Source organism: Vibrio sp. D431a (genome assembly GCF_030248655.1).
Taxonomy (GTDB): Bacteria; Pseudomonadota; Gammaproteobacteria; order Enterobacterales; family Vibrionaceae; genus Vibrio; species Vibrio alginolyticus.
Genome location: NZ_JAHGAP010000015.1, coordinates 316,290 through 336,023 on the forward strand (window position 1 = coordinate 316,290; position 19,734 = coordinate 336,023).

Consider the following 19,734-nt stretch of genomic DNA (forward strand, 5'->3'; position numbering starts at 1 on the left):
AATGGATGGATCCAGTTTGTCTTTGATTGATATCGGTGACCTACATTTAAAAGACAGTGAAGGAACGCGTCAGCAAGCGTTGTTTTTGGCTATTCGCAAGAAAATTGTTCAAGGACTGTGGGTGAAGAATGGGAAGCTGCCTTCTACGCGGAAGCTTTCACAAGAGCTTAATCTAAGTAGGAATACCGTGATTTCTGCCTACGAACAGTTAGTGGCGGAAGGGTACTTGAACAGCCAAAAAGGTTCTGGCTTTTATGTTGCCGTAGAACTGCCAGAGCAGTACTTGCCTGAACCTAGTTCAGTTCAGAGAGACTCATCACCGAAAGCTCACTTTGATATCAACCGCGCATTTGCACCGGGTGTGCCGGATTTGGACGCATTTCCGATGGCGCAATGGCAAAAGTTACTCACTCGCCATATGTCTCGTACTTGCTTGTTGGGGAATCAAGATATTCAGGGTAGTTGGGCATTGCGCTGTGCTTTAGCTGGCTACCTCGCATCAAGCCGTTCAGTGAATTGTTCTCCAGAGCGCATTATTATTACCTCTGGGGCGCAGCAAGCGTTGTCGATTGCGACGATGGTAGTGCTCAAACAAGGTGATAAGGTTCTGATGGAGCAACCAGGTTACGCGCAAATGCGGAAGTTGATTCAGTTCCAAAACTATCAATTTGAGCCTTTGTTCGTAAGAGAGAAATTAGGTTTTGATGTGGAAGCGGTGACCTCAAGCGATGCCGATGCGCTGTATATTACACCAAGTAATCAATATCCGATGGGCACCACACTCAATACCGAGCAAAGAGGAAAGATCATCAACTGGGCGGTCGAACAATCAAGTTGGATCATCGAGGACGATTATGACAGCGAATTTCAGTTTGCTCATCGTCCCTATACCAGTTTACAGGGGCTAGCAGCTCAAATGGGTCGAGATGATCGCGTGTTGTATGTGGGTTCCTTCAGTAAAGTGATGTTTAACGGATTGCGGCTTGGCTACCTTGTAGTTCCTGAACGTTTAGTAGAGCAATGCTTAGTGGTTAAGGACGCGTTAAGTGGTGATTCGCCGACGCATACACAAGAAGCATTGGCAGATTTTATTACTGAAGGTGGGTTATTACGTCATATTCGAAAAATGCGTCGACTGTACAAAACTAAGCATGAACAGATGCATTTATCCATTCAACAGTATTTTGGCGACCGTGTTTGCGTCGTTAGCCAAGCGGCGGGGCTTCATATTACGTTGAAATGGCAAGACGGTATGGATGAGCAGCGTTTTACAAAAATGGCAGAGCATGAAGGGATCATCTTGCGACCTTTGAGCTATTATGAACCCCCAGATTTTCAAGCACGTCACTGGCATGGTGCCGTGCTTGGTTACGGCAATATCGCGTTAGAGAACATAGACGCTGGTATCCAACGTTTAGCTCACATATTTCGAAATGGGAAGCGATGACTATTCAACTACACGTGTTTGTCGCTTATGTCGCCACTGTTTCCAAGGCAGTAAAAGTAGAGTAAAAATGCCAAGTGCATAAAACATTGACCAGCCTAAACATATAAAAACACCGGTACAAAGCAGTAGGGACAGTCCCGCAAGTGTTTTACCAAATCCTCGAAGCAATTTGAAAGCGGCTAACATCGCCAACATGTAAACCAGAACGAATACACTGTTTGCGAGTTTTAGGAAAAACTCCAGATCGAGCTGTGATAGGGTTCCTATCACACAAGATATCAATAATATACCGCCAACTAATATGGTGGCTGAGAAAGGGACACCACGACGTGAAATCTTGGCTAGTGGACTAGAAGGACGATGTTCACGAGCTTGAGCCCAGACCATTCGCGCTAGACTCTGTGTGTATAAGTTAACGCTCGCGAAACAAGCGGAGAAACCTATCAAGCTGATTATCCATTTGGCTCCATCGCCTAGTAGTTGGGCACTAAGCCAGGGGATGGATGCGTTATCAAATTGAGCGTTACCATACGCGCCAAATTTTAAAATAACGACAGAGCATGCCCAATAGGTAGCCCCTGCTACAAAACAACCGACCACAATGGCAATAGGGAAATCTCTTTGAGGGTTTTTGAACTCTTCCCCCATATGGGCAAAAGCCTCTATGCCAACAAAACACCAGAACATCACGCCTAACGCTGCGGTAATAGGCCAAATTGACTCTTGTGTGATGGCGGGCATCACAAGATCGGCGCTGTTAACGTCGCCTTTCCATAAAAATGCGCCAACAAGTGCGAAGACACTCAAAGCAATAAGAGTTTGTAAATGACCTGATGATTTTGTGCCCATCAAGTTGACGAACACAAGTAGTACTACCGTCAGAATTTGTGCAAACAGATTGTTGCTAATAGGCTCTGGCAATATTTGTTGTAGGAAGCCTGCGGCGAGTGCAATCGCGGCCGGAACCCCTACCGGAATGACACTAACAAATAGCCAAGCGACACTACTTTCCAGTTTGGCGTTAAAGGCTTTGCGTACAAAAAAGGCTGTTCCGCCCGCGTTGGGGTATCGTTTACCCAGTTGAGCAAAAGTCAGCGCAATAGGACAAATCGCGATGAACAATAAAATCCAAGCCCATAGTGAAAAATGGCCAGCTATACCTGCTGCGATAGCCGGGATCATAAACAGCCCAGTTCCCATTAATGTGGTGGATAACTGTGCGATACCTGATGTGAGTGAAATGTCTTTTTTGAGCTCTTCCATGCGAATTGATTCATCCAATGTTATGAGGCTTATTACGAAAAAGCTTGTGGCTTCTGGTTATTTCGTTTTATGTGTTTAAGCGATGCTATTTATGTGCTGAGCACTTAAGTTGGGAATTTGATTTCAATGTGTTATCTATTTTCTGTTGAAATGGATAACAGCACTCATCTCATGCCCGCCAAATAGCATATCCAAAATGTTAATAACAAAATGATTTACTAAACCGTCAATATGACGGTTGTTTTAAATAATTCCAACAAAATGTTGGTTTCTTATGCAGTTAGAATCGGTATAGAATGAGAAAAATAAGGAAAGCTTGGTAACGGTATGGACAAGTTTGATCATAAGATTGTGGATCTGCTCAGGCACAACGCTCGGCTGTCGGTGACTGAAATTGCGGATAAAGTAAACCTTTCTCGTTCTGCGGTAACGGCCCGTATTCGTAAGCTAGAGCATGACAAAGTGATTCTAGGGTATCACGCTGAAATTGCACCTTCGGGTGGGGATTCGATTTGCGCCTATTTTGCCTTAAAGTTCGATAAATCAACCTCTACGTATTATTGCGAATCATACGCGGACGAGTTATACAAAATTGATGGCGTAAAATGGTGTCATGCGATCAGCGGTGAGACGGACATGATGGTTTTTGTCGAAGTGCCTACGATGGCTCGCTTGAACGAAATCAGAGATCAAATTCAACGATATCCAGAGCTTCGAAACCTGATGACTCATACCGTCTTAGCTGAATTCTTTAACACGACTGGGAACCTGTTTGTGAAGTGACCATGAATGGATGCCATGTTGAAAACCCTTCTGAGCGAATATGTTAAACAACATTAATTTGAATCTACTTAGATCCTTGCATGTACTTTTAGAGGAGTGTCATGTCAGCCGGACCGCAGACCGTTTGCACATTACGCAGTCTGCCGTCAGTCGACAGCTTGCACAATTGCGCGATCTGTGTGGTGACCCACTGCTTATTCGTCAAGGTAATCAACTGATACCAACGCCACGAGCAATAGCGTTAAAATCAAAGCTTGATGCATTACTGGCTGAGTTTGACCATTTACTCGATGACCAACCTTTTGAGCCGCGGCAGTGGCAAGGTGAGCTTGTTATTGCTTCTAGTGACTACGTGGCGCAATACGTATTGCCCGATATTGCCTCTCACTTGGGTGAACAAGCGCCACAGTTAGATATGGCGTACCGACTGTGGCAACCCAACTTTCTTGATAAACTTCATGAGACGGGCATCCATATCGCGTCTTCTATGTATCCAGAAAAACCACAGAGTGTGTCGAGCGTTAAAATTGGTGAGGATTCATCAGTTTGTTTGATGAAATCTTCTCATCCGTTAGCAAAGCAGGACCAGATCAGTATTGAAGACTTGATTTCATATTCACACATTAAAGTGACTGGCGGCGGAGACAAAGATTCCTACACTGATTTAGCATTGAAAGAGCTAGGGCACACCCGCCACGTTACCTTTAAGGTTCCATTCTTCTCTGCTGCGATCAATCGCTTAGTTGCAAGTGAGCACCTGATGGTGGCTCCTGAACATATTGCCGTTAACCTCGCTAAACATTGGGACGTAACCCATAAAGCATTACCACTCGAAACACCTATTCATCAATATTGGTTAATGTGGCACCCCAAATACGACACGGATCCTGCGCATAAATGGGTGCGAGAAGAGATTCGCTCAGTAATGCAAATCTCTGAGTATTCCATTCGCTAATACGTACACCGTTTAGCTATGACTTGAAGTCATGATTAGTATGAATAACTTTGATTTCTAATTATACCTCTTCCGTTGATAGAGTGAGCTTCAAAGAGGGGAGATTCTTATGACACTAACAGTTTGGTTATCACTTTTTACCGTGTGTTTATTAGGGGCTATGTCACCAGGTCCCAGCTTAGCTATTGTCGCTAAGCACTCGTTGGCTGGTGGACGTATCAATGGATTAGCTACGGCTTGGGCTCATGCGTTTGGCATTGGTATATATGCGTTTATTACCTTGATTGGGCTCGCTGTTGTTTTGCAGCAAAGCCCGATGCTGTTCAAGACGATTAGCCTTGTGGGTGCGGCATATCTTGCGTATTTAGGGTTTAATGCTTTGCGTTCAAAAGGTGGTGTGGCTGCGAAGTTGGAGTCAGGTGAGGAAACAACGGTAATCCAGTCTGCGCGAGAAGGCTTTTTTATCTCGATTTTAAGTCCCAAAATTGCTTTGTTTTTTATCGCATTATTCAGTCAGTTTGTCGCGCTCGGTAATGATTTGAGTAATCAGATGATCATTGTTGCCACGCCGTTTGTTGTGGATGGGCTTTGGTACACCTTTATTACCCTAGTGCTATCGAGCTCTAAAGTCGTTGACAGAATTCGCTCTAAGGCAGTGTTGATTGATCGTTTGTCAGGGGTAGTACTCATGCTGCTGGCTCTTAGAGTGGTCGTAACGGTATAGACAAGCTCGCAAGACAGAAATACTAAAAGCAGCCCGTGTGGCTGCTTTTCAAAAAAGCACCCTGCCATTTTAAGGACAGGGTGAAAGCAAGAAGTTTCTCAGGAGCGGTCGGGGGAGAGAAACTCATCTAAATCTTATTTACTTACCGGCGAACCTCTTCAAATTCACCTTCAATCGCATCTGCTTTACCTGTATTAAACTCATACTCTTCGTGCATTTCTCTCTGCATTTTCTTGACGCGCTTTTCAATACGTTTACCGGTAATTAATGCTGCGATGGTCAACGGAATCGCAATGATCAAGCTAAATACTAACGTAAAAAAGCCGGTAATCAGTGCTAGTGCAGTTACAATAATCCGATTCATAATCATGACCTCTCTGTAATTTATGTGCTCAGATTAATGCTGTGAACATGAACAAAACATGAATGCTGACGTTCACTTTGTCCGGAGAGTGTCAAATGAATGAAACGAAAAAACGCCTGAGGGTGATCAGGCGTATAAACGGGGAAAAATATTAGTAATGCGCATGGCGCTTATTATTTAGAACAAATATGAGATATTGTCCGCTACGCTATGTGGTTAACGTTGTGGAGCAAAGTTCACCTATCGAGGGAATGTTTGGTAACGAACACCCATCATTTGTTCCATACAGTGCACAACTTGGCAGCTGTAACCGAATTCGTTGTCGTACCAGATGTAAAGTACACAACGCTTGTCTTGTGCGATAGTCGCTTGACCATCTACGACGCCTGCATGACGAGAACCAACTAAGTCAGTTGATACAATTTCTGTTGAATCGGTGTAGTCAATCTGTGCCGAAAGCTCAGAGTTCAACGCCATTTCACGCAAGTAATCGTTCAGTGAATCACGGTCTACGTCTTCACCTAAGTTTAGATTAGCGACTGCCATAGATACGTTTGGTGTCGGTACGCGAATCGCGTTGCCTGTTAGCTTGCCTGCAAGCTCTGGCAATGCTTTAGCAACTGCTTTTGCCGCACCTGTTGAAGTCAGAACCATGTTTAGTGAAGCACTACGTCCGCGACGGTCACCAGAGTGGAAGTTGTCGATCAAATTTTGGTCGTTTGTGTATGAGTGCACGGTTTCAATATGGCCAGAAAGAACACCATATTTATCGTTCAGAGCCTTAAGGACTGGCGTGATTGCATTTGTTGTACAGCTTGCCGCAGAGATGATGGTGTCATCTTCTTGAATTACAGACTCATTTACACCGAATACAACGTTTTTGATGTCACCTTTACCTGGTGCTGTTAGCAGTACTTTCTCTGCGCCTTGACACGCTAAGTGCTGGCTCAGACCCTCAGAATCACGCCAAACACCTGTGTTATCAACAACTAGCGCGTTATTGATACCGAAAGCTGAGTAATCCACTTCGCTTGGATTATTTGCGTAGATGATTTGGATGTAGTTGCCGTTAACGATCAGTGCTTTGCGCTCTTCATCGATAACAATACTACCGTTGAACTGACCGTGAACTGAGTCACGACGCAGCAAGCTAGCACGCTTCTCCAAATCGCCTTTTTTACCGCCACGAACCACAATCGCACGTAGTCTTAGTGGGTAACCTGGACCACTTTTCTCAATGAGAAGGCGAGTAAGTAGTCGACCAATGCGACCGAACCCGTAAAGAACCACATCACGCGCTTTCAGTGAAGAATCTGCGTCGCGAGCGCCATCAAGTGCAGTGATAAGGAAATCGTTTAGAGAGCTTGTATCGTCATGTTCATTCCAGTACATAGTTGCCAATTGGCCAACATCGACACGGCATGAAGAAATGCTCATTTCACAAAGCGCTTGAATAATAGGCATCGTGTGCTCAAGCGAAAGTGGGTTACCGGTATAACGTCTTGCAACGCGATGAGTTTTGAGAATGTCTATAGTAGTAGCATTAATAAGCGTTTTACCAAACAGAACCACTTCGATTCCTTTTTGACGATATAGCTTACCAATTAGAGGGGAAATAGATTCAGCAATCGTTTGGCTAGTTTGCCAGTCTTGGAGATATTTCTCTGGACTCATTGTTGTATTAGACCTTTCACGTTTTGGGGGCTAACCATACTCTCTGCTGTTGCCTCTTCGGCAGCGTGCAAGAGTGTGGTGGGTTATGTAATCGGGTTGTAATAGTTATGTGTGCGGATTCTAAGGTCGGAGTCCTTATTCTGCTAGGAAAATTAAATCCAGTGTAAAACACTACTTAAGGGGACGTTAGTGGTGGATTAATGTGACTAAAGCAGTGGTTTTCACGTATTGACATTTAGAAAGTAACTTACTTTTTTTGCGATGATAACGTTTGCTTTCAAATTAGTTTTGTTGACAAAAATGGATATTTTGCATTTTTGTGTGATTTTCCTCGATAAGGCAACTCAATAGGTAAACATACAATAGATGATTTCCTGAAAAGTGAGGCGACTCTTAGTTGTGAGTGAAACTTTATTGTTTGCATCCAACTTTAAGATCAAAAAATATGACTTGAATCACAATTGCCACTTCATTAGCCGATGATAAAACACTCACAATAACCATAGTCTAGGTAGGTGAATGTTGTTTGAAAGTAACAATGTCGTATATGCCTTTCAATGCGGGAAACTAGTCTAATATTAAATAAACGGATGAAATCAACCATTAGGCTGATGGATGTTGAGATTATCAATAAAAACACGCTTAGCACTCCTCGCACTATTACCCGCTGTGGTAATAGTGGTGTTTGCAGTTCAGCAGTTTTCTGATAATGCGTTGCGCGTGAGCCGTCTCAATCAAACGGTTAGCAATATTCAAGGTTTCCAATTGATATCCAAGGCCTCCCACTTTATTTACTCCATAGAGAAAGTACGCCGACAGCCTGATCTTCAAGTCTCTGCAGCCATTAATATTGAAGAACAAGGTGAAGTTATTTCTTCTTTGCATCAAAAGTTTGTGAGTAACCCTAATACTGCTGAGTATGCTGATGACCTGAAAGAAGCCATGCTGGGGGTATTGTCAGGTAGATTGAGTGAGATGGGTGATTGGGCATTTCAACAGCTCCAAAATATGTCGCGCTCTTTGTTGCAAAATCATCAATGGTATGGCAGTGACGACGGCATTCGCATGCAAAATTTTATTGCCTACCTTGCTCAGCTCTCTTTTTGGACACAGAAAGAAGCTTGGCTGACGAACCGTTTAGTCCAAGACCCTGAGAGTCGGCTAAGTCAAAGTATGTTTTATCAGGCGATTGACCGACAGCAGCAAAATTTGGATGCGTTTTTAAACTTAGGTGGGTCATACGAGCAAGTGGATAAATTGCTTGGCTTGTTTACTTCGCCGAGATATCAGAGAAACTTGGCGTCTCGCGGACAATTAATGTCAGGAGACATGTCACAAAGTGACTATGCCGCGTATTTAAAAGAACTCGATTTTCGTGTGCAGCGCTTACAAGTGCTCATTGATGGGTTCACCAAACAAACTGAGCAGTCGCTTCTCACGCAGGTTCATGAACAAAAGGCCAATATAGCGATGATCAGTTTTGGCGTTGCCTTAGTGGTTATCCTGCTTTGTTGGCTCGGATTTAGTACTTGGTTCCGAGTTAACAGCAAACTCGATGCGATCATTCATACTTTAAACGCGTTGATCAACTCCGAAGAGAAGCAAACAAAAGTCAAAGTTGATGGAAGTGATGAACTGACCATTTTTGCTCAGCAAGTGAATCGAGTGGTTGAAGAAATGCAGAGACAAACTGAAGAAATACTGCATGCAAAAGAGTCAGCAGTATCGGCTAATCGTGCAAAATCTGTGTTTCTTGCCAACATGTCACATGAAATACGCACGCCCCTTAACGGGATCATGGGCATGACAGAAATACTCTCTCAAAGTGAGTTGTCTTCGCATCAACAAGAAGTTGTTGATGACATTGACTCCTCATCTCAAACACTGCTTACTTTACTTAACGATATATTGGATCTCTCTAAAATCGAGTCTGGACGATTGGATCTGTCACTAGTAGAAGCGGATATCCGAGAAGTCGTGTATCAGTCGATGATTTTATTCCAATCCAAAGCAACATCTAAACAGCTAAAGTTAGGTATTAATTTAGCTGAAAATATCCCCATTCGCGTGATGGTCGATGATCATCGTGTCAAACAGGTAGTTACGAATCTGGTATCGAATGCGGTTAAGTTTACCGAAAGTGGGCATGTATGCGTTGATGTTAGTTATGAGGAGTTACCTGAGAAAGAACGTGGAGTGCTGACGTTTAAAGTAGAAGATACCGGAATAGGCATTGATCAAGATAAGTTAACCACGATTTTTGAACCCTTTACTCAGGAAGATGAAGGAGTGTCGAGGCAATTTGGCGGCACAGGGTTGGGTTTGGCAATTTGTTGTCAGCTTGTGTCGATGATGGGGGGCAAGCTCGTAGCAACATCTACAAAAGGAGTGGGCACATGCTTTGAATTCTCGATTGAGGTTGAAGCAATTCCGGTGTTTGGCTGGCGTTCTGAGGTGATTAATAAAGGGCTTTTGATCTGCTCAAATTACGACTACGCCGACCAAGTATTAAAAGAGTGTCGCTTAGCGAAAATCAATCTCTTTGGTGTTAATAATGTGAATGAAGTGCAAGCGATAAATGATGACTTTGATGTCATATTTCTGTGCCACAGTAACGACGCTAATACCGATGAAATCTTGGATAATCTATCATTTAATTACGATCTTCGCCGTGTGATTATTTGCCAGCATCATTTATCCACTCCCTACGAAAATGCAGAAAAAGTACATGCCGTACTCACATTACCTTTCCTTGGCAATCGATTTAAGCATGTCATTGATGATTTAGCTAAGGTTGAAAAGACTATATCAAGTGACAATGTCACCAATAATGTTGTCAGCTCTGAATATCGAGTGTCGCGCTCTCATCGGAGGATCTTAATTGCGGAGGATAATTTGATGAACCAGAAAATAGCGAGTTTTTTTCTGGATAAAGCAGGTTATGACTATTTGATAACAAGCAACGGTCAAGAAGCGTTAGAAGCCATCACAAAGGGAGAAGAATTCGATGCAATTTTAATGGACTGCATGATGCCCGTGATGGATGGACTGACCGCGACGAAAGAAATTCGTCGTTGGGAAAAGAAAGCAGGACGCGAAAAAACGATGATTATCGCACTCACTGCGAGTGTTTTGGAAGAAGACATCCACAACTGTTTTGCGGCAGGCATGGATGCTTATTTACCTAAGCCGTATAAATCGAACCAGTTATTTGAGCTCTTTAGTGAATTAAAACTCGCCTAGCTAACATTTCAACTTAGACAAGGTGTCAAAACGATAAAGCCCCACTTCAGGGGCTTAGTTCTGATTATTCATTGTTGTGCGTTGGCTTGACCGCCTGCGAGTTTGCGTATGGTTTGGCGATAGGTTAGGTATGCGGAAACACCAGCTAACAGGTTGCCGATACAAGCGCCTAAGAGTAAACCTCGGATTCCATCCATTTGAGCGCCAACCCACAAGCACGGTAGGAAAAAGACAAACAAGCGCAGCGCTGAAATGGTGAGCGCGGTGTAAGATTTGCCTAATGCATTACAAAGAGAAACCATTAGCATACAAACCCCTAATGAACCCAAACTGATCGGCACTATCAGTAAATGCATTTCCAAGACTTGCTCCACTTGCACATCACTTGTCATCAATAATGCGAGTGGGTTTGCGACGGCAAATGTAATGGCAGCAATCAAAAGTTGGAAACCTAGAATGAATTTTACGGCAATGCTGACGAGCCTTTGGATATCTTCATAGTTCTTTGCTCCAAGTAAGCGTCCAACCATTGGAGGCATAGACATTGTCAGCGCCAAGACCGAAACGATAGCAAAGAACTCATAGCGTGAACCAAGCGCCCAAGCGGCGACTGCTGCGGTTCCAAAGCTTGCCAATAATTTTGTTGCTAGCATGGAAGACAACGGTGGCAGCAGTTGGCTAATCATCGCAGGGCCCATAATGTTACCGATAGATGCAACACTTTTGGCTACGTTAAGATCTTGCCATTGTGTCGTTGCCCAGTGATTCTTCTTCACGCGAGGAGCTACGACTAAAATACCAAACCCAAAAGCGACGATGGTTGCTATTGCCGCTCCGTTAATACCCAAGTCAAACGTGAAAATAAATAGCGGATCGAGTACAAGGTTCACGCCGCTGGTTATCATCATCATTGTGCCAGGTAACATTGTATTGCCATTAGCTCGGCAGATACTGTAGTAAAAATACAAAACCGCACCAGTCCATGAGCTTAATAACCACCAAGGCCAGTAACTGTCGATTATCGGCATAACAGATTCTGGAGCGCTTAATAGAGCTAAAATGGGGTAGCGCAAAAGCCAAATTAGCCCGCCAAAAATCGCGACACCAATTGAGCCGATCATCAATACCAATCCGCCAAGTTGTTTGGCATACCGACTTTCATTCGCCCCAAGAGCTTTAGAAATGACCGCTGTCGTTGCGATCCCTAGACCGACTTGAATGCCGATAATGACCATTTGCAAAGGCAGAGTGAAACCTTGAGCGGCTAACGGTAAAACGCCGAGCTGACCGATAAACGCGCTATCCACAAGCTGAAAGCTCATTAAAGACAGAACGCCAAAAAGCATTGGCCAGGTCATTGTAAATAATTGTTTTGCAAGCGTTGGTTGTGTACTTGTCGTAGTTGAAGACATAGAAAGCTGAATGCGTTAGGAATAAGAGTTAGATTGATTGTACACGGCGGTTAGTTTAGAGACAAAAATAAACCCCGAGGAAGATATTCTTGCTCGGGGTTCGAAAATCTAGCTTACGCGTTTATTTTTTGCCGCTAGTTTGCTTGTCTTCTTCAGTCAGCTCACGAATGCGACGGCTGATGTCACGACGTGCTTTAGAGATCTCAGCGCTTTTAATGATGTGGTCATCAACACGATCTTCATAGTCTGCTTTCATATTTTTGATGATTGCGACGATTTCATCGTGAGTCATTTCTGGTTTGATGTAGTCTAGAAGGTTTTCTAGAAGATCAACACGTTTACGGTTATCACGAACTTTCTTCTCGTTATCAAGAAGCTCACGTTTTAGTTTGTTTTTACGACGAGCTTGGTTAACGATTTCAAATACGCTACTCATAGTTCTCTTTCCTAATTTTATGAATATCTTCCTCGATTAAAGCACAACATCCAGTGGCATAACAGTCTTTAGATCAATAGCAATGCAGAGTTGAACATTTCTCAACCAATTGCGCTGTGTCCATATAATCGTGCTGCTTTCTTCGAGTTTTGGCCAACATCGTAGAATCCATCGATTCATTGTCATAACGTGGCCTTCACTATATTATCAACACTATTGAATGCAAAATGATGAACTTGATATGGACTCTGGTAACACTGCGGAGCAAGTAAATAGTCAAGATAATGAGCAAGTCACTCGCTCTGTGGCTGAAAAGTTAAAAACGGCGTATATCAACGCACGCGAGCAACTCGAAATCATCGAAGTTGAGCTTAATCGTTCAAAAATAATGATGGTCGACCAAGATGGCAATTTGACGAGAGTGCCGATTCTCTCGGAGCATTGATACCTGACCCTATTCGTAAGGGGTGTCAGGTCTTACGCTATGCTTTAGCCTGACACCAACACCTGAACCGCTAACGCTTCTTGCACTGCTGTGTGAATTTATGGCGTATGATTTCGAAGCGATTTAGGTACAAAGTCAAATGCAAAAATAATAAGGAAATGCATTATGAAAGTTGAGCTAACGGCAATTGAAGCACGAGTTATTGGTTGCTTGATCGAAAAAGAAGTCACTACCCCAGATCTTTACCCCCTCAGCCTGAACGCATTAACCAACGCGTGTAATCAAAAAAGCAACCGTGATCCCGTGATGTCACTCTCTGAGTCAGACGTACTCGATGCCGTTGATGCTCTTATTGAGCGCAGGCTCGTCAGTGACGAAAGTGCGTTCAACAGCCGCGTCAGCAAGTATCAACACCGTTTCTGTAATACGGAATTTGGTGATTTAAAGCTGACAGAGCAGGAGAAGGGCATTGTATGCTGTATGCTTTTGCGCGGTGCTCAAACACCTGGGGAAATTCGTACTCGTACTAATCGTCTCGCGACATTTCATGATGTAAAAGAAGTGGAAACGGTCCTTGAGCATTTAGCAAGCGAAGAGAAAGGACCATTAGTGGTCAAATTACCACGTGAGGCTGGTAAGCGGGAGTCGCGTTATATGCATTTGTTCTGTGGTGATGTTGATGCGTCCGAACTTGCAGCGCCTGTGTCTGCTGCAATCTCGAGCTCCGATCGAGTAAGTCAGCTAGAGCTCGAAGTCGCTCAGCTGAAAGAAGAGCTGGATGAATTAAAAGCTAAGGTTGAGTCACTGCTTTCATGATGGAAAATACAACGCAGCGTTGGAGTGTCTACCTGATACGAAATAACCGCAACGCGTTGTATTGTGGTGTTACCAATGATGTTGAACGAAGATTCAATCAGCACCAAACCGGAAAAGGAGCGAAAGCTTTGAAGGGAAAAGGCCCTTTGGTATTGGAATGGTCATCGGATTTTGAGTCAAAGACGCTTGCCATGCGAGCAGAGTACTATATTAAGCAACTAACTAAAGCGAAAAAAGAGCTGCTCGTTATGTCAAAAGCAAATATTGTCGTCGACGAACATCAACAAATGATGTTAGAGATAGTGGCACTCTGATAAGCCCTTGCTACGCAAAGATACACGGAAACCGCCTATGTCACATTGGCGGTTTCTTTTTGTTTTTGGAGTACCATGTAGGAATAAACTGACGCATAATGGGCTGGTGTTCTGTTTACAGGTCCTGAGTATGAAAAGCGCGAAATGTCTCTACGTCATCGAGACAAAGGAAGCGACTCAATCTACTTTATTTGCATCCACTCAGACCAAGAACCAATTTACTATTGAAACAGGCACTAAGAGGAAGGTAGATTACAAGAGTATAGGATGACTCGGCTAGGTAATGAATAGAGCTGAATTAGGCTCATAAAAAAGCTAAAAGAGCAGTAGATGAAAAAAGCGTTAGTATTCTCCCTGATTTCAATGGCCGCTTTTGCGCCGAATGTGCAGGCCACCCAAGTTCTTAATGGGTATTGGGCATATCAAGAATTTTTAGACCAGTTTCCACAACAGAAGCAGCTAACTAGTGCGTTGGCTGAAGTGGTAAGAGAAACCCCTGTACCCGTAGCAAAAGACAAAAAGCGTCCACTGAAAATTTCTGTTGTTTATCCAGGGCAGCAGATCTCTGATTATTGGATTCGAAACATCGATGCGTTTGAAAAACGCCTAGATAAGCTTGATATCGACTATCAACTAAATCAAGTGTTTACTCGTCCTAATGCAGATATAAAGCAGCAAAGTTTGTCTTTAATGGAGGCGCTGAAAAGCAACTCCGATTACTTGATCTTTACTCTAGATACCACAAGACATCGTAAGTTTGTTGAGCATGTCTTAGATTCAAAGAAAACCAAGTTAATTTTACAAAATATCACCACACCTGTTAGGGATTGGGAACATCATCAGCCGTTTCTTTATGTTGGTTTCGACCACGCAGAAGGAAGTCGTGAATTGGCCGTTGAGTTTGGCAAGCGTTTCCCTAAACATAGCCACTATAGTGTTCTCTACTTCTCAGAGGGCTACATTAGTGACATCAGAGGCAACACTTTTATCAACCAAGTGAACCGCGATAATCAATTTGAACTACAATCTGCTTACTACACCAAAGCAACAAAGCAATCTGGGTATGAAGCTGCAAAAGCCAGTTTGGAGAAGTATCCGGACGTTGACTTCATTTACGCGTGTTCTACCGATGTAGCATTAGGTGCTGTTGACGCTCTTAAAGAGTTAGGTCGTGATGATGTCATGATCAATGGTTGGGGCGGCGGTTCAGCAGAGTTAGAGGCGCTTTCTAAAGGGGAGTTAGACGTTACCGTTATGCGTATGAACGATGATACAGGTATTGCAATGGCTGAGGCCATTAAGTGGGATTTAGAAGGAAAGCCAGTTCCCATCGTTTACTCTGGTGATTTTGAAGTCGTTACCAAATCGGACTCTCCAGAAAGAATTGAAGCATTAAGAAAACGTGCATTTAGATACTCAGATAATTGATGACAACTACATCAAAAACAAGAAAGCGTCGCTCACTGTCGACGCTTATTACCAAAATAATTATTCTCGTACTTGCTCCGATCATTCTAGGCATCTTTGTTCAGAGTTATTACTTCTCGAAGCAGATTATTTGGCAGGAAGTCGACCGAACCAAGCAGCAGACCTCTGCCCTGATCCTGAACATTTTTGATAGCCATTTTGCAGCGATTCAGATTCATCACAACAGCAATTCGAAAAGTGATGTTGTATTGGATTTTTATACAGAACGTGATGAAGAGGCACTCAATTACTTTTTCATGAGTATTGACCAGAGTGATCCTTCCCATACACCAGAGTTTCGTTTCCTAACCGATCATCAAGGTATTATTTGGGACGATGGCAACGCGCATTTCTATGGCATCAACAATCTGATACTTAGCCGACTTGCCAGTCAGGTGACCTTTAGCAACAACTGGTATTATCTACCCTCACAGACCCCGATGGGAACTCGCCATCTGTTACTTCGTCGCGTACCCGTTTTACAACCTAAAACCGGTGAAGTGATGGGGTACTCTTACAATGTTGTTGTTTTAGATAATAACTTTGGGTTGATGGAAAGGTTAAAAAATGAAGGCAACGTCGACAATGTTGTGTTGGTCGCTAACAACACACCATTGGCAAGCTCATTAGTAGGAGATGAGGCTTATCAAATATTTGACGTACTCAAACGACGAGAGTCCCAGCACAAGCTTGACCAATTATTGATCATCAAAACCCCTATTGAGGTAAATGCCGCCGAGACTGACTTGTGCTTGCTTACTGTGCAAGACAATCAGAGCGTGGTGACATTGCAAATCCAACACCTGCTAGCAATGCTAGCCTCAGTTATCGGTATGGTTATGATTGCGCTAATGACTAAAGAATGGATCGAGAATCGAGTAGTTGAAGAGTTAGGATCCCTGATGGCATATACCCGCTCGGCTCGTGAAGAAAAAGGATTTGAGCGTTTTGAGGGGTCAGATATTGAGGAATTCGATCATATTGGTTCGACACTAGAAAACACTTTTGAAGAGCTTGAAGCACAAAAGCGCTCTTTCCGCGACCTGTTTAACTTTGCGTTATCACCTATTATGGTGTGGTCTGAATCGGGTGTACTTGTCCAAATCAATCCGGCAGCACGCAAAGAGTTAGTCATGGAAAACGATGTTGAAACCATGCACCCAGTGTTCAAAGGTTTCAAAGAAAAGTTGATGCCACACCTTCGCATGGCGGCTCAGGGAGCTACGTTGACAGGCGTTAATGTGCCAATTGGAGACAAAGTATATCGCTGGAACTTATCGCCGATTCGAGTTGATGGAGATATTAGCGGTATTATTGTTCAAGGTCAGGATATAACCACGCTTATTGAGGCGGAAAAACAGAGTAACTTGGCGCGCAAAGAAGCAGAAAAATCTGCTCAAGCCCGTGCCGACTTTCTGGCTAAAATGAGCCATGAGATCCGAACGCCAATCAATGGAATTTTAGGGGTTGCTCAATTGCTAAAAGACTCTGTGGAAACAGAAGAGCAGAATAACCAAATTGACGTACTTCGGCATAGTGGTGAGCACTTACTTGCTGTTTTGAATGATATTTTGGACTTTTCGAAGATTGAGCAGGGTAAGTTTAATATCCAAAAGCACCCGTTTTCTTTCACTGATACAATTCGAACGTTAGAAAACATTTATCGTCCTATTTGTGAAAGTAAAGGCGTCAACCTTGTCATTGAAAACAAAATAGATCCCAATGTTGAAATTTTTACTGACCAAGTTCGTCTGAACCAAATTTTATTCAACCTAGTCAGTAACTCAGTAAAGTTTACGCCCTCGGGTAGCGTGCGCTTGCATGCGGAACTGGAGCAGTTCTATGGCGCTGACAATAGCGTGCTGGTCGTGGAAATTACGGATACAGGTATCGGCATCGAGTCTGACAAACTCGACCAAATGTTCGAACCTTTTGTTCAAGAAGAAGCAACAACGACTCGAGAATACGGTGGCAGTGGCTTAGGGCTGACCATTGTGAAGAGCCTTGTCGACATGCTGGAAGGTGATGTTCAAGTCCGCAGTCAGAAAGGCTTAGGAACGACTTTTGTCATTACAATGCCAGTGAAAGATCGTGAGCGAGTACTCACCCCTCTTGATTCGAGTTTGCGAGTTAAGCCAGGTGAACTATTTGCAGAGAGTCTCAAAGTGTTGTTGGTAGAGGATAACCATACTAACGCATTCATTCTAAAAGCGTTTTGTAACAAGTACAAAATGCAGGTTGATTGGGCGAAAGATGGGTTAGAAGCAATGGAATTCTTAAAAGATCATACTTACGATTTGATACTGATGGACAACCAACTTCCGCATCTTGGTGGAATTGAAACGACCAAAGAGATCCGACAAAAGCTAAAACTAGGCACGCCAATTTATGCGTGTACTGCTGACACCGCGAAAGAAACCAGTGACGCCTTTATGGAATCGGGTGCGAATTACGTGCTTCTCAAGCCGATTAAAGAAAATGCGCTCCATGAAGCATTTGTGGATTTTAAGCAGCGGTTCTTAGTCGAGCGAACATGAATAATTGGCTCACTACGGGATAACCCAATTATTCATTATCTGAAAAGCACAACACCATGACTGTGGGTTGTGCTTTTTTGTATCTGACCCTTTTACTCTTATACAAATCAGACTTTATTGGTCTCGACGTTTGTTGTGTACATCGCTGCATTTCAAATTCAAACATAGTGTTGTGTTACTTAGATTTCTGCCCCTTCACTGACACACCCAGCGTGATTTCAATCACAAAAAGATATTTACTTAGCGTGCTAACTATTTTATATTGCTTAGCACGCTAAGTAATTGAGTAGATCTTATGATTCAAGACATCAACAGTTTGCGAGACCTTTCTCTGGCTGAAAAATTATCTCGTGTTGCTCGTTTGTGGAAAATGGTTGCAGATCGCGAGTTAGAGCCTTTAAACCTGACGTATCCGCGTTGGACTGCGTTATGGAAGCTTTATCGAATGGGTGACAACATCAGTCAGAAGCATTTGGCTGAAGCGCTTGAGATCGAGTTAGCGTCGTTGATGCGAACATTAAAATTATTAGAAGAGCAATCTCTGATCACTCGCCATTGCTGTGAACACGATAAGCGAGCACGTATTGTTAGCCTCACAGAAGAGGGGAAAACCCTACTAAAGCAAATGGAGGCTCGGATTCTTCAAGTTCGAAGCAAGCTCCTAACGGACATCAACGACCAGGAACTTCAGCAGCTTTCATTGATTCTTGATCAGATTGCTCACAATGCGCTTGATTCACTTAGCGAATAAGTCAGAAAACCGAATAAAAAGAGAAGTAAACGCCTATGACTCCAGATCAAAAATTCGCACGTTGGATCAAATATTCTTGCGTCGCGTTTGTCCTTGTCTTTGCCTATTTTCTAGTTGCAGATCTCGTCATGCCGTTGACGCCTCAGGCAATGGCAACGCGTGTGGTAACTAAAGTGGCCCCCCGTGTGAGTGGGCAGATTACACATCTTTATGTTGCCAACAACCAAGAAATAAGCCAAGGCGATCTACTATTTCAGATTGATCCCCAGCCTTATCAGCTCGCCGTAGAAAAGGCTCAACTTAACCTTGAGCGTGTGATTCAAAACAACGAACAACTTGATGCTTCTATTGCTGCGGCAAAAGCAGACGTTGAAGCGAGCAAAATCGTGGCGGAACAAAAAGTTCGCGAAGCAAAACGTCTTAATACCCTGTTTCACCGTAATGGTACTTCGCAACAACAGCGCGATGACGCACAGAGCAGTGCAACGGCAGCTAAAGCGAACTTACTGGCCGCACGTGCTCGTTTAAAAGAGTTGGAAGTAAACCGCGGTGATTTAGGCGCGACGAATGTGAATATCCGCGTAGCGCAAAACCAGCTAAAACAAGCGGAGCTTAATCTGTCTTACACTCAAGTCTCGGCGGAACATGATGGCGTTGTCGCTAACTTGCAGCTGGAGACGGGGGCCTATGCGGCAGCTGGTACACCTCTTGTCGCTTTAGTCTCCGATGACGTGGATATCATTGCCGACTTTCGTGAAAAGAGTTTACGACACTTTAATCAGAACAGCCGTGCGTTAGTGGCTTTTGATAGCTTACCTGGTGATGTATTTGAAGCTCGTATTACGAGTGTGGATGCCGGGGTCAGCTCGGGTCAATTCGATGCGGACGGTCGCTTAGCAACACCAACTGACTCAAACCGTTGGGTGAGAGACGCGCAGCGCTTACGTTTACATTTAGCTATCGATGAACCTCAGCAGCGCGCATTTCCAGCAGGGGCACGAGCAACCGTGCAGTTGTTGCCAGAAAACTCATTATCTGGTTGGTTAGCGAGGTGCCAGATCCAATTCTTGAGTCTTCTTCATTATATTTATTAACGAGGAGGC

At 43.6% G+C, this 19,734-nt stretch carries 17 protein-coding genes; 12 read left to right on the plus strand and 5 right to left on the minus strand.

All coding sequences use genetic code 11. The features are described from left to right. The first annotated feature begins 1 nt into the window (after window position 1). A complete protein-coding gene (locus KJB35_RS14465; protein ID WP_234499181.1) occupies window positions 2–1,447 on the plus strand; it encodes a PLP-dependent aminotransferase family protein in 1,446 nt (481 codons plus the stop codon). Here the strand turns inward: KJB35_RS14465 and yjeH are convergent, their stop codons facing one another. After that, the gene (yjeH, locus tag KJB35_RS14470; RefSeq protein ID WP_017819874.1) at window positions 1,448–2,710 is read right to left on the minus strand and encodes an L-methionine/branched-chain amino acid transporter; all 1,263 of its coding nucleotides are present in this window, start codon (window positions 2,708–2,710) and stop codon (window positions 1,448–1,450) included. Between the two features lie 327 nt (window positions 2,711–3,037). Between yjeH and KJB35_RS14475 the strand changes: the two genes are divergently transcribed. The 3 genes from KJB35_RS14475 to KJB35_RS14485 all read left to right on the plus strand — a co-directional run bounded on the left by KJB35_RS14475 (window position 3,038) and on the right by KJB35_RS14485 (window position 5,172). After that, window positions 3,038–3,493 (plus strand): Lrp/AsnC family transcriptional regulator, encoded by a 456-nt coding sequence (locus tag KJB35_RS14475; protein WP_005373615.1) that lies wholly within the window; start codon window positions 3,038–3,040, stop codon window positions 3,491–3,493. A 40-nt stretch (window positions 3,494–3,533) separates the two neighbouring features. After that, the gene (locus KJB35_RS14480) at window positions 3,534–4,448 is read left to right on the plus strand and encodes a LysR family transcriptional regulator (protein ID WP_238975695.1); all 915 of its coding nucleotides are present in this window, start codon (window positions 3,534–3,536) and stop codon (window positions 4,446–4,448) included. A gap of 109 nt (window positions 4,449–4,557) precedes the next feature. Next, window positions 4,558–5,172 carry a LysE family translocator gene (locus tag KJB35_RS14485; protein WP_005373611.1) on the plus strand — a complete coding sequence of 205 codons (615 nt, stop codon included), beginning with the start codon at window positions 4,558–4,560 and terminating at the stop codon, window positions 5,170–5,172. A gap of 142 nt (window positions 5,173–5,314) precedes the next feature. Here KJB35_RS14485 and KJB35_RS14490 read toward each other — a convergent pair whose 3' ends face one another. Together KJB35_RS14490 and KJB35_RS14495 are read right to left on the minus strand one after the other, a co-directional pair. Beyond that, entirely contained in the window at window positions 5,315–5,536 is a 222-nt protein-coding gene (locus KJB35_RS14490) for a hypothetical protein (protein WP_005373607.1), read from the minus strand. A gap of 240 nt (window positions 5,537–5,776) precedes the next feature. Continuing rightward, window positions 5,777–7,210: a glyceraldehyde-3-phosphate dehydrogenase gene (locus KJB35_RS14495; RefSeq protein WP_017635170.1), complete on the minus strand. Its 1,434-nt coding sequence runs from the start codon at window positions 7,208–7,210 to the stop codon at window positions 5,777–5,779. Window positions 7,211–7,825: 615 nt separating this feature from the next. Here KJB35_RS14495 and KJB35_RS14500 point away from each other — a divergent pair. Further along, a complete protein-coding gene (locus tag KJB35_RS14500) occupies window positions 7,826–10,453 on the plus strand; it encodes an ATP-binding protein (protein ID WP_213907773.1) in 2,628 nt (875 codons plus the stop codon). A gap of 68 nt (window positions 10,454–10,521) precedes the next feature. On the opposite strand, the gene KJB35_RS14505 is transcribed toward KJB35_RS14500, so the two are convergent. Further along, on the minus strand, window positions 10,522–11,865 hold the full coding sequence (locus KJB35_RS14505; RefSeq protein ID WP_054576122.1) for an MATE family efflux transporter: 1,344 nt from the start codon (window positions 11,863–11,865) through the stop codon (window positions 10,522–10,524). Between the two features lie 121 nt (window positions 11,866–11,986). Then, window positions 11,987–12,301: a DUF496 family protein gene (locus KJB35_RS14510; protein ID WP_005373603.1), complete on the minus strand. Its 315-nt coding sequence runs from the start codon at window positions 12,299–12,301 to the stop codon at window positions 11,987–11,989. A 220-nt stretch (window positions 12,302–12,521) separates the two neighbouring features. Between KJB35_RS14510 and KJB35_RS14515 the strand changes: the two genes are divergently transcribed. The 7 genes from KJB35_RS14515 to KJB35_RS14545 all read left to right on the plus strand — a co-directional run bounded on the left by KJB35_RS14515 (window position 12,522) and on the right by KJB35_RS14545 (window position 19,725). Next, window positions 12,522–12,746 carry a hypothetical protein gene (locus KJB35_RS14515; protein WP_005385630.1) on the plus strand — a complete coding sequence of 75 codons (225 nt, stop codon included), beginning with the start codon at window positions 12,522–12,524 and terminating at the stop codon, window positions 12,744–12,746. A gap of 165 nt (window positions 12,747–12,911) precedes the next feature. After that, a complete protein-coding gene (locus KJB35_RS14520) occupies window positions 12,912–13,562 on the plus strand; it encodes a YceH family protein (protein ID WP_054576121.1) in 651 nt (216 codons plus the stop codon). Beyond that, on the plus strand, window positions 13,559–13,876 hold the full coding sequence (locus KJB35_RS14525; RefSeq protein WP_053304534.1) for a GIY-YIG nuclease family protein: 318 nt from the start codon (window positions 13,559–13,561) through the stop codon (window positions 13,874–13,876). The genes KJB35_RS14520 and KJB35_RS14525 overlap by 4 nt, the downstream gene beginning before the upstream one ends. 330 nt (window positions 13,877–14,206) lie before the next feature. Then, window positions 14,207–15,304 (plus strand): autoinducer 2-binding periplasmic protein LuxP, encoded by a 1,098-nt coding sequence (locus KJB35_RS14530; protein WP_213907774.1) that lies wholly within the window; start codon window positions 14,207–14,209, stop codon window positions 15,302–15,304. Beyond that, entirely contained in the window at window positions 15,304–17,880 is a 2,577-nt protein-coding gene (gene luxQ / locus KJB35_RS14535) for a quorum-sensing autoinducer 2 sensor kinase/phosphatase LuxQ (protein WP_017635176.1), read from the plus strand. Before KJB35_RS14530 ends, luxQ begins: the two co-directional genes overlap by 1 nt. 295 nt (window positions 17,881–18,175) lie before the next feature. Next, window positions 18,176–18,631: a transcriptional regulator SlyA gene (gene slyA / locus KJB35_RS14540; RefSeq protein WP_005373589.1), complete on the plus strand. Its 456-nt coding sequence runs from the start codon at window positions 18,176–18,178 to the stop codon at window positions 18,629–18,631. A gap of 35 nt (window positions 18,632–18,666) precedes the next feature. After that, window positions 18,667–19,725: an HlyD family secretion protein gene (locus KJB35_RS14545; RefSeq protein ID WP_213907776.1), complete on the plus strand. Its 1,059-nt coding sequence runs from the start codon at window positions 18,667–18,669 to the stop codon at window positions 19,723–19,725. Window positions 19,726–19,734: the final 9 nt, after the last annotated feature.

Coding starts and splice junctions, on each gene's coding strand:
- KJB35_RS14465 (WP_234499181.1), top strand. CDS start 2: ATGGATGGATCCAGTTTGTCTTTGATTGATATCGGTGACCTACATTTA.
- yjeH (WP_017819874.1), bottom strand. CDS start 2,710: ATGGAAGAGCTCAAAAAAGACATTTCACTCACATCAGGTATCGCACAG.
- KJB35_RS14475 (WP_005373615.1), top strand. CDS start 3,038: ATGGACAAGTTTGATCATAAGATTGTGGATCTGCTCAGGCACAACGCT.
- KJB35_RS14480 (WP_238975695.1), top strand. CDS start 3,534: ATGTTAAACAACATTAATTTGAATCTACTTAGATCCTTGCATGTACTT.
- KJB35_RS14485 (WP_005373611.1), top strand. CDS start 4,558: ATGACACTAACAGTTTGGTTATCACTTTTTACCGTGTGTTTATTAGGG.
- KJB35_RS14490 (WP_005373607.1), bottom strand. CDS start 5,536: ATGAATCGGATTATTGTAACTGCACTAGCACTGATTACCGGCTTTTTT.
- KJB35_RS14495 (WP_017635170.1), bottom strand. CDS start 7,210: ATGAGTCCAGAGAAATATCTCCAAGACTGGCAAACTAGCCAAACGATT.
- KJB35_RS14500 (WP_213907773.1), top strand. CDS start 7,826: ATGTTGAGATTATCAATAAAAACACGCTTAGCACTCCTCGCACTATTA.
- KJB35_RS14505 (WP_054576122.1), bottom strand. CDS start 11,865: ATGTCTTCAACTACGACAAGTACACAACCAACGCTTGCAAAACAATTA.
- KJB35_RS14510 (WP_005373603.1), bottom strand. CDS start 12,301: ATGAGTAGCGTATTTGAAATCGTTAACCAAGCTCGTCGTAAAAACAAA.
- KJB35_RS14515 (WP_005385630.1), top strand. CDS start 12,522: ATGCAAAATGATGAACTTGATATGGACTCTGGTAACACTGCGGAGCAA.
- KJB35_RS14520 (WP_054576121.1), top strand. CDS start 12,912: ATGAAAGTTGAGCTAACGGCAATTGAAGCACGAGTTATTGGTTGCTTG.
- KJB35_RS14525 (WP_053304534.1), top strand. CDS start 13,559: ATGATGGAAAATACAACGCAGCGTTGGAGTGTCTACCTGATACGAAAT.
- KJB35_RS14530 (WP_213907774.1), top strand. CDS start 14,207: ATGAAAAAAGCGTTAGTATTCTCCCTGATTTCAATGGCCGCTTTTGCG.
- luxQ (WP_017635176.1), top strand. CDS start 15,304: ATGACAACTACATCAAAAACAAGAAAGCGTCGCTCACTGTCGACGCTT.
- slyA (WP_005373589.1), top strand. CDS start 18,176: ATGATTCAAGACATCAACAGTTTGCGAGACCTTTCTCTGGCTGAAAAA.
- KJB35_RS14545 (WP_213907776.1), top strand. CDS start 18,667: ATGACTCCAGATCAAAAATTCGCACGTTGGATCAAATATTCTTGCGTC.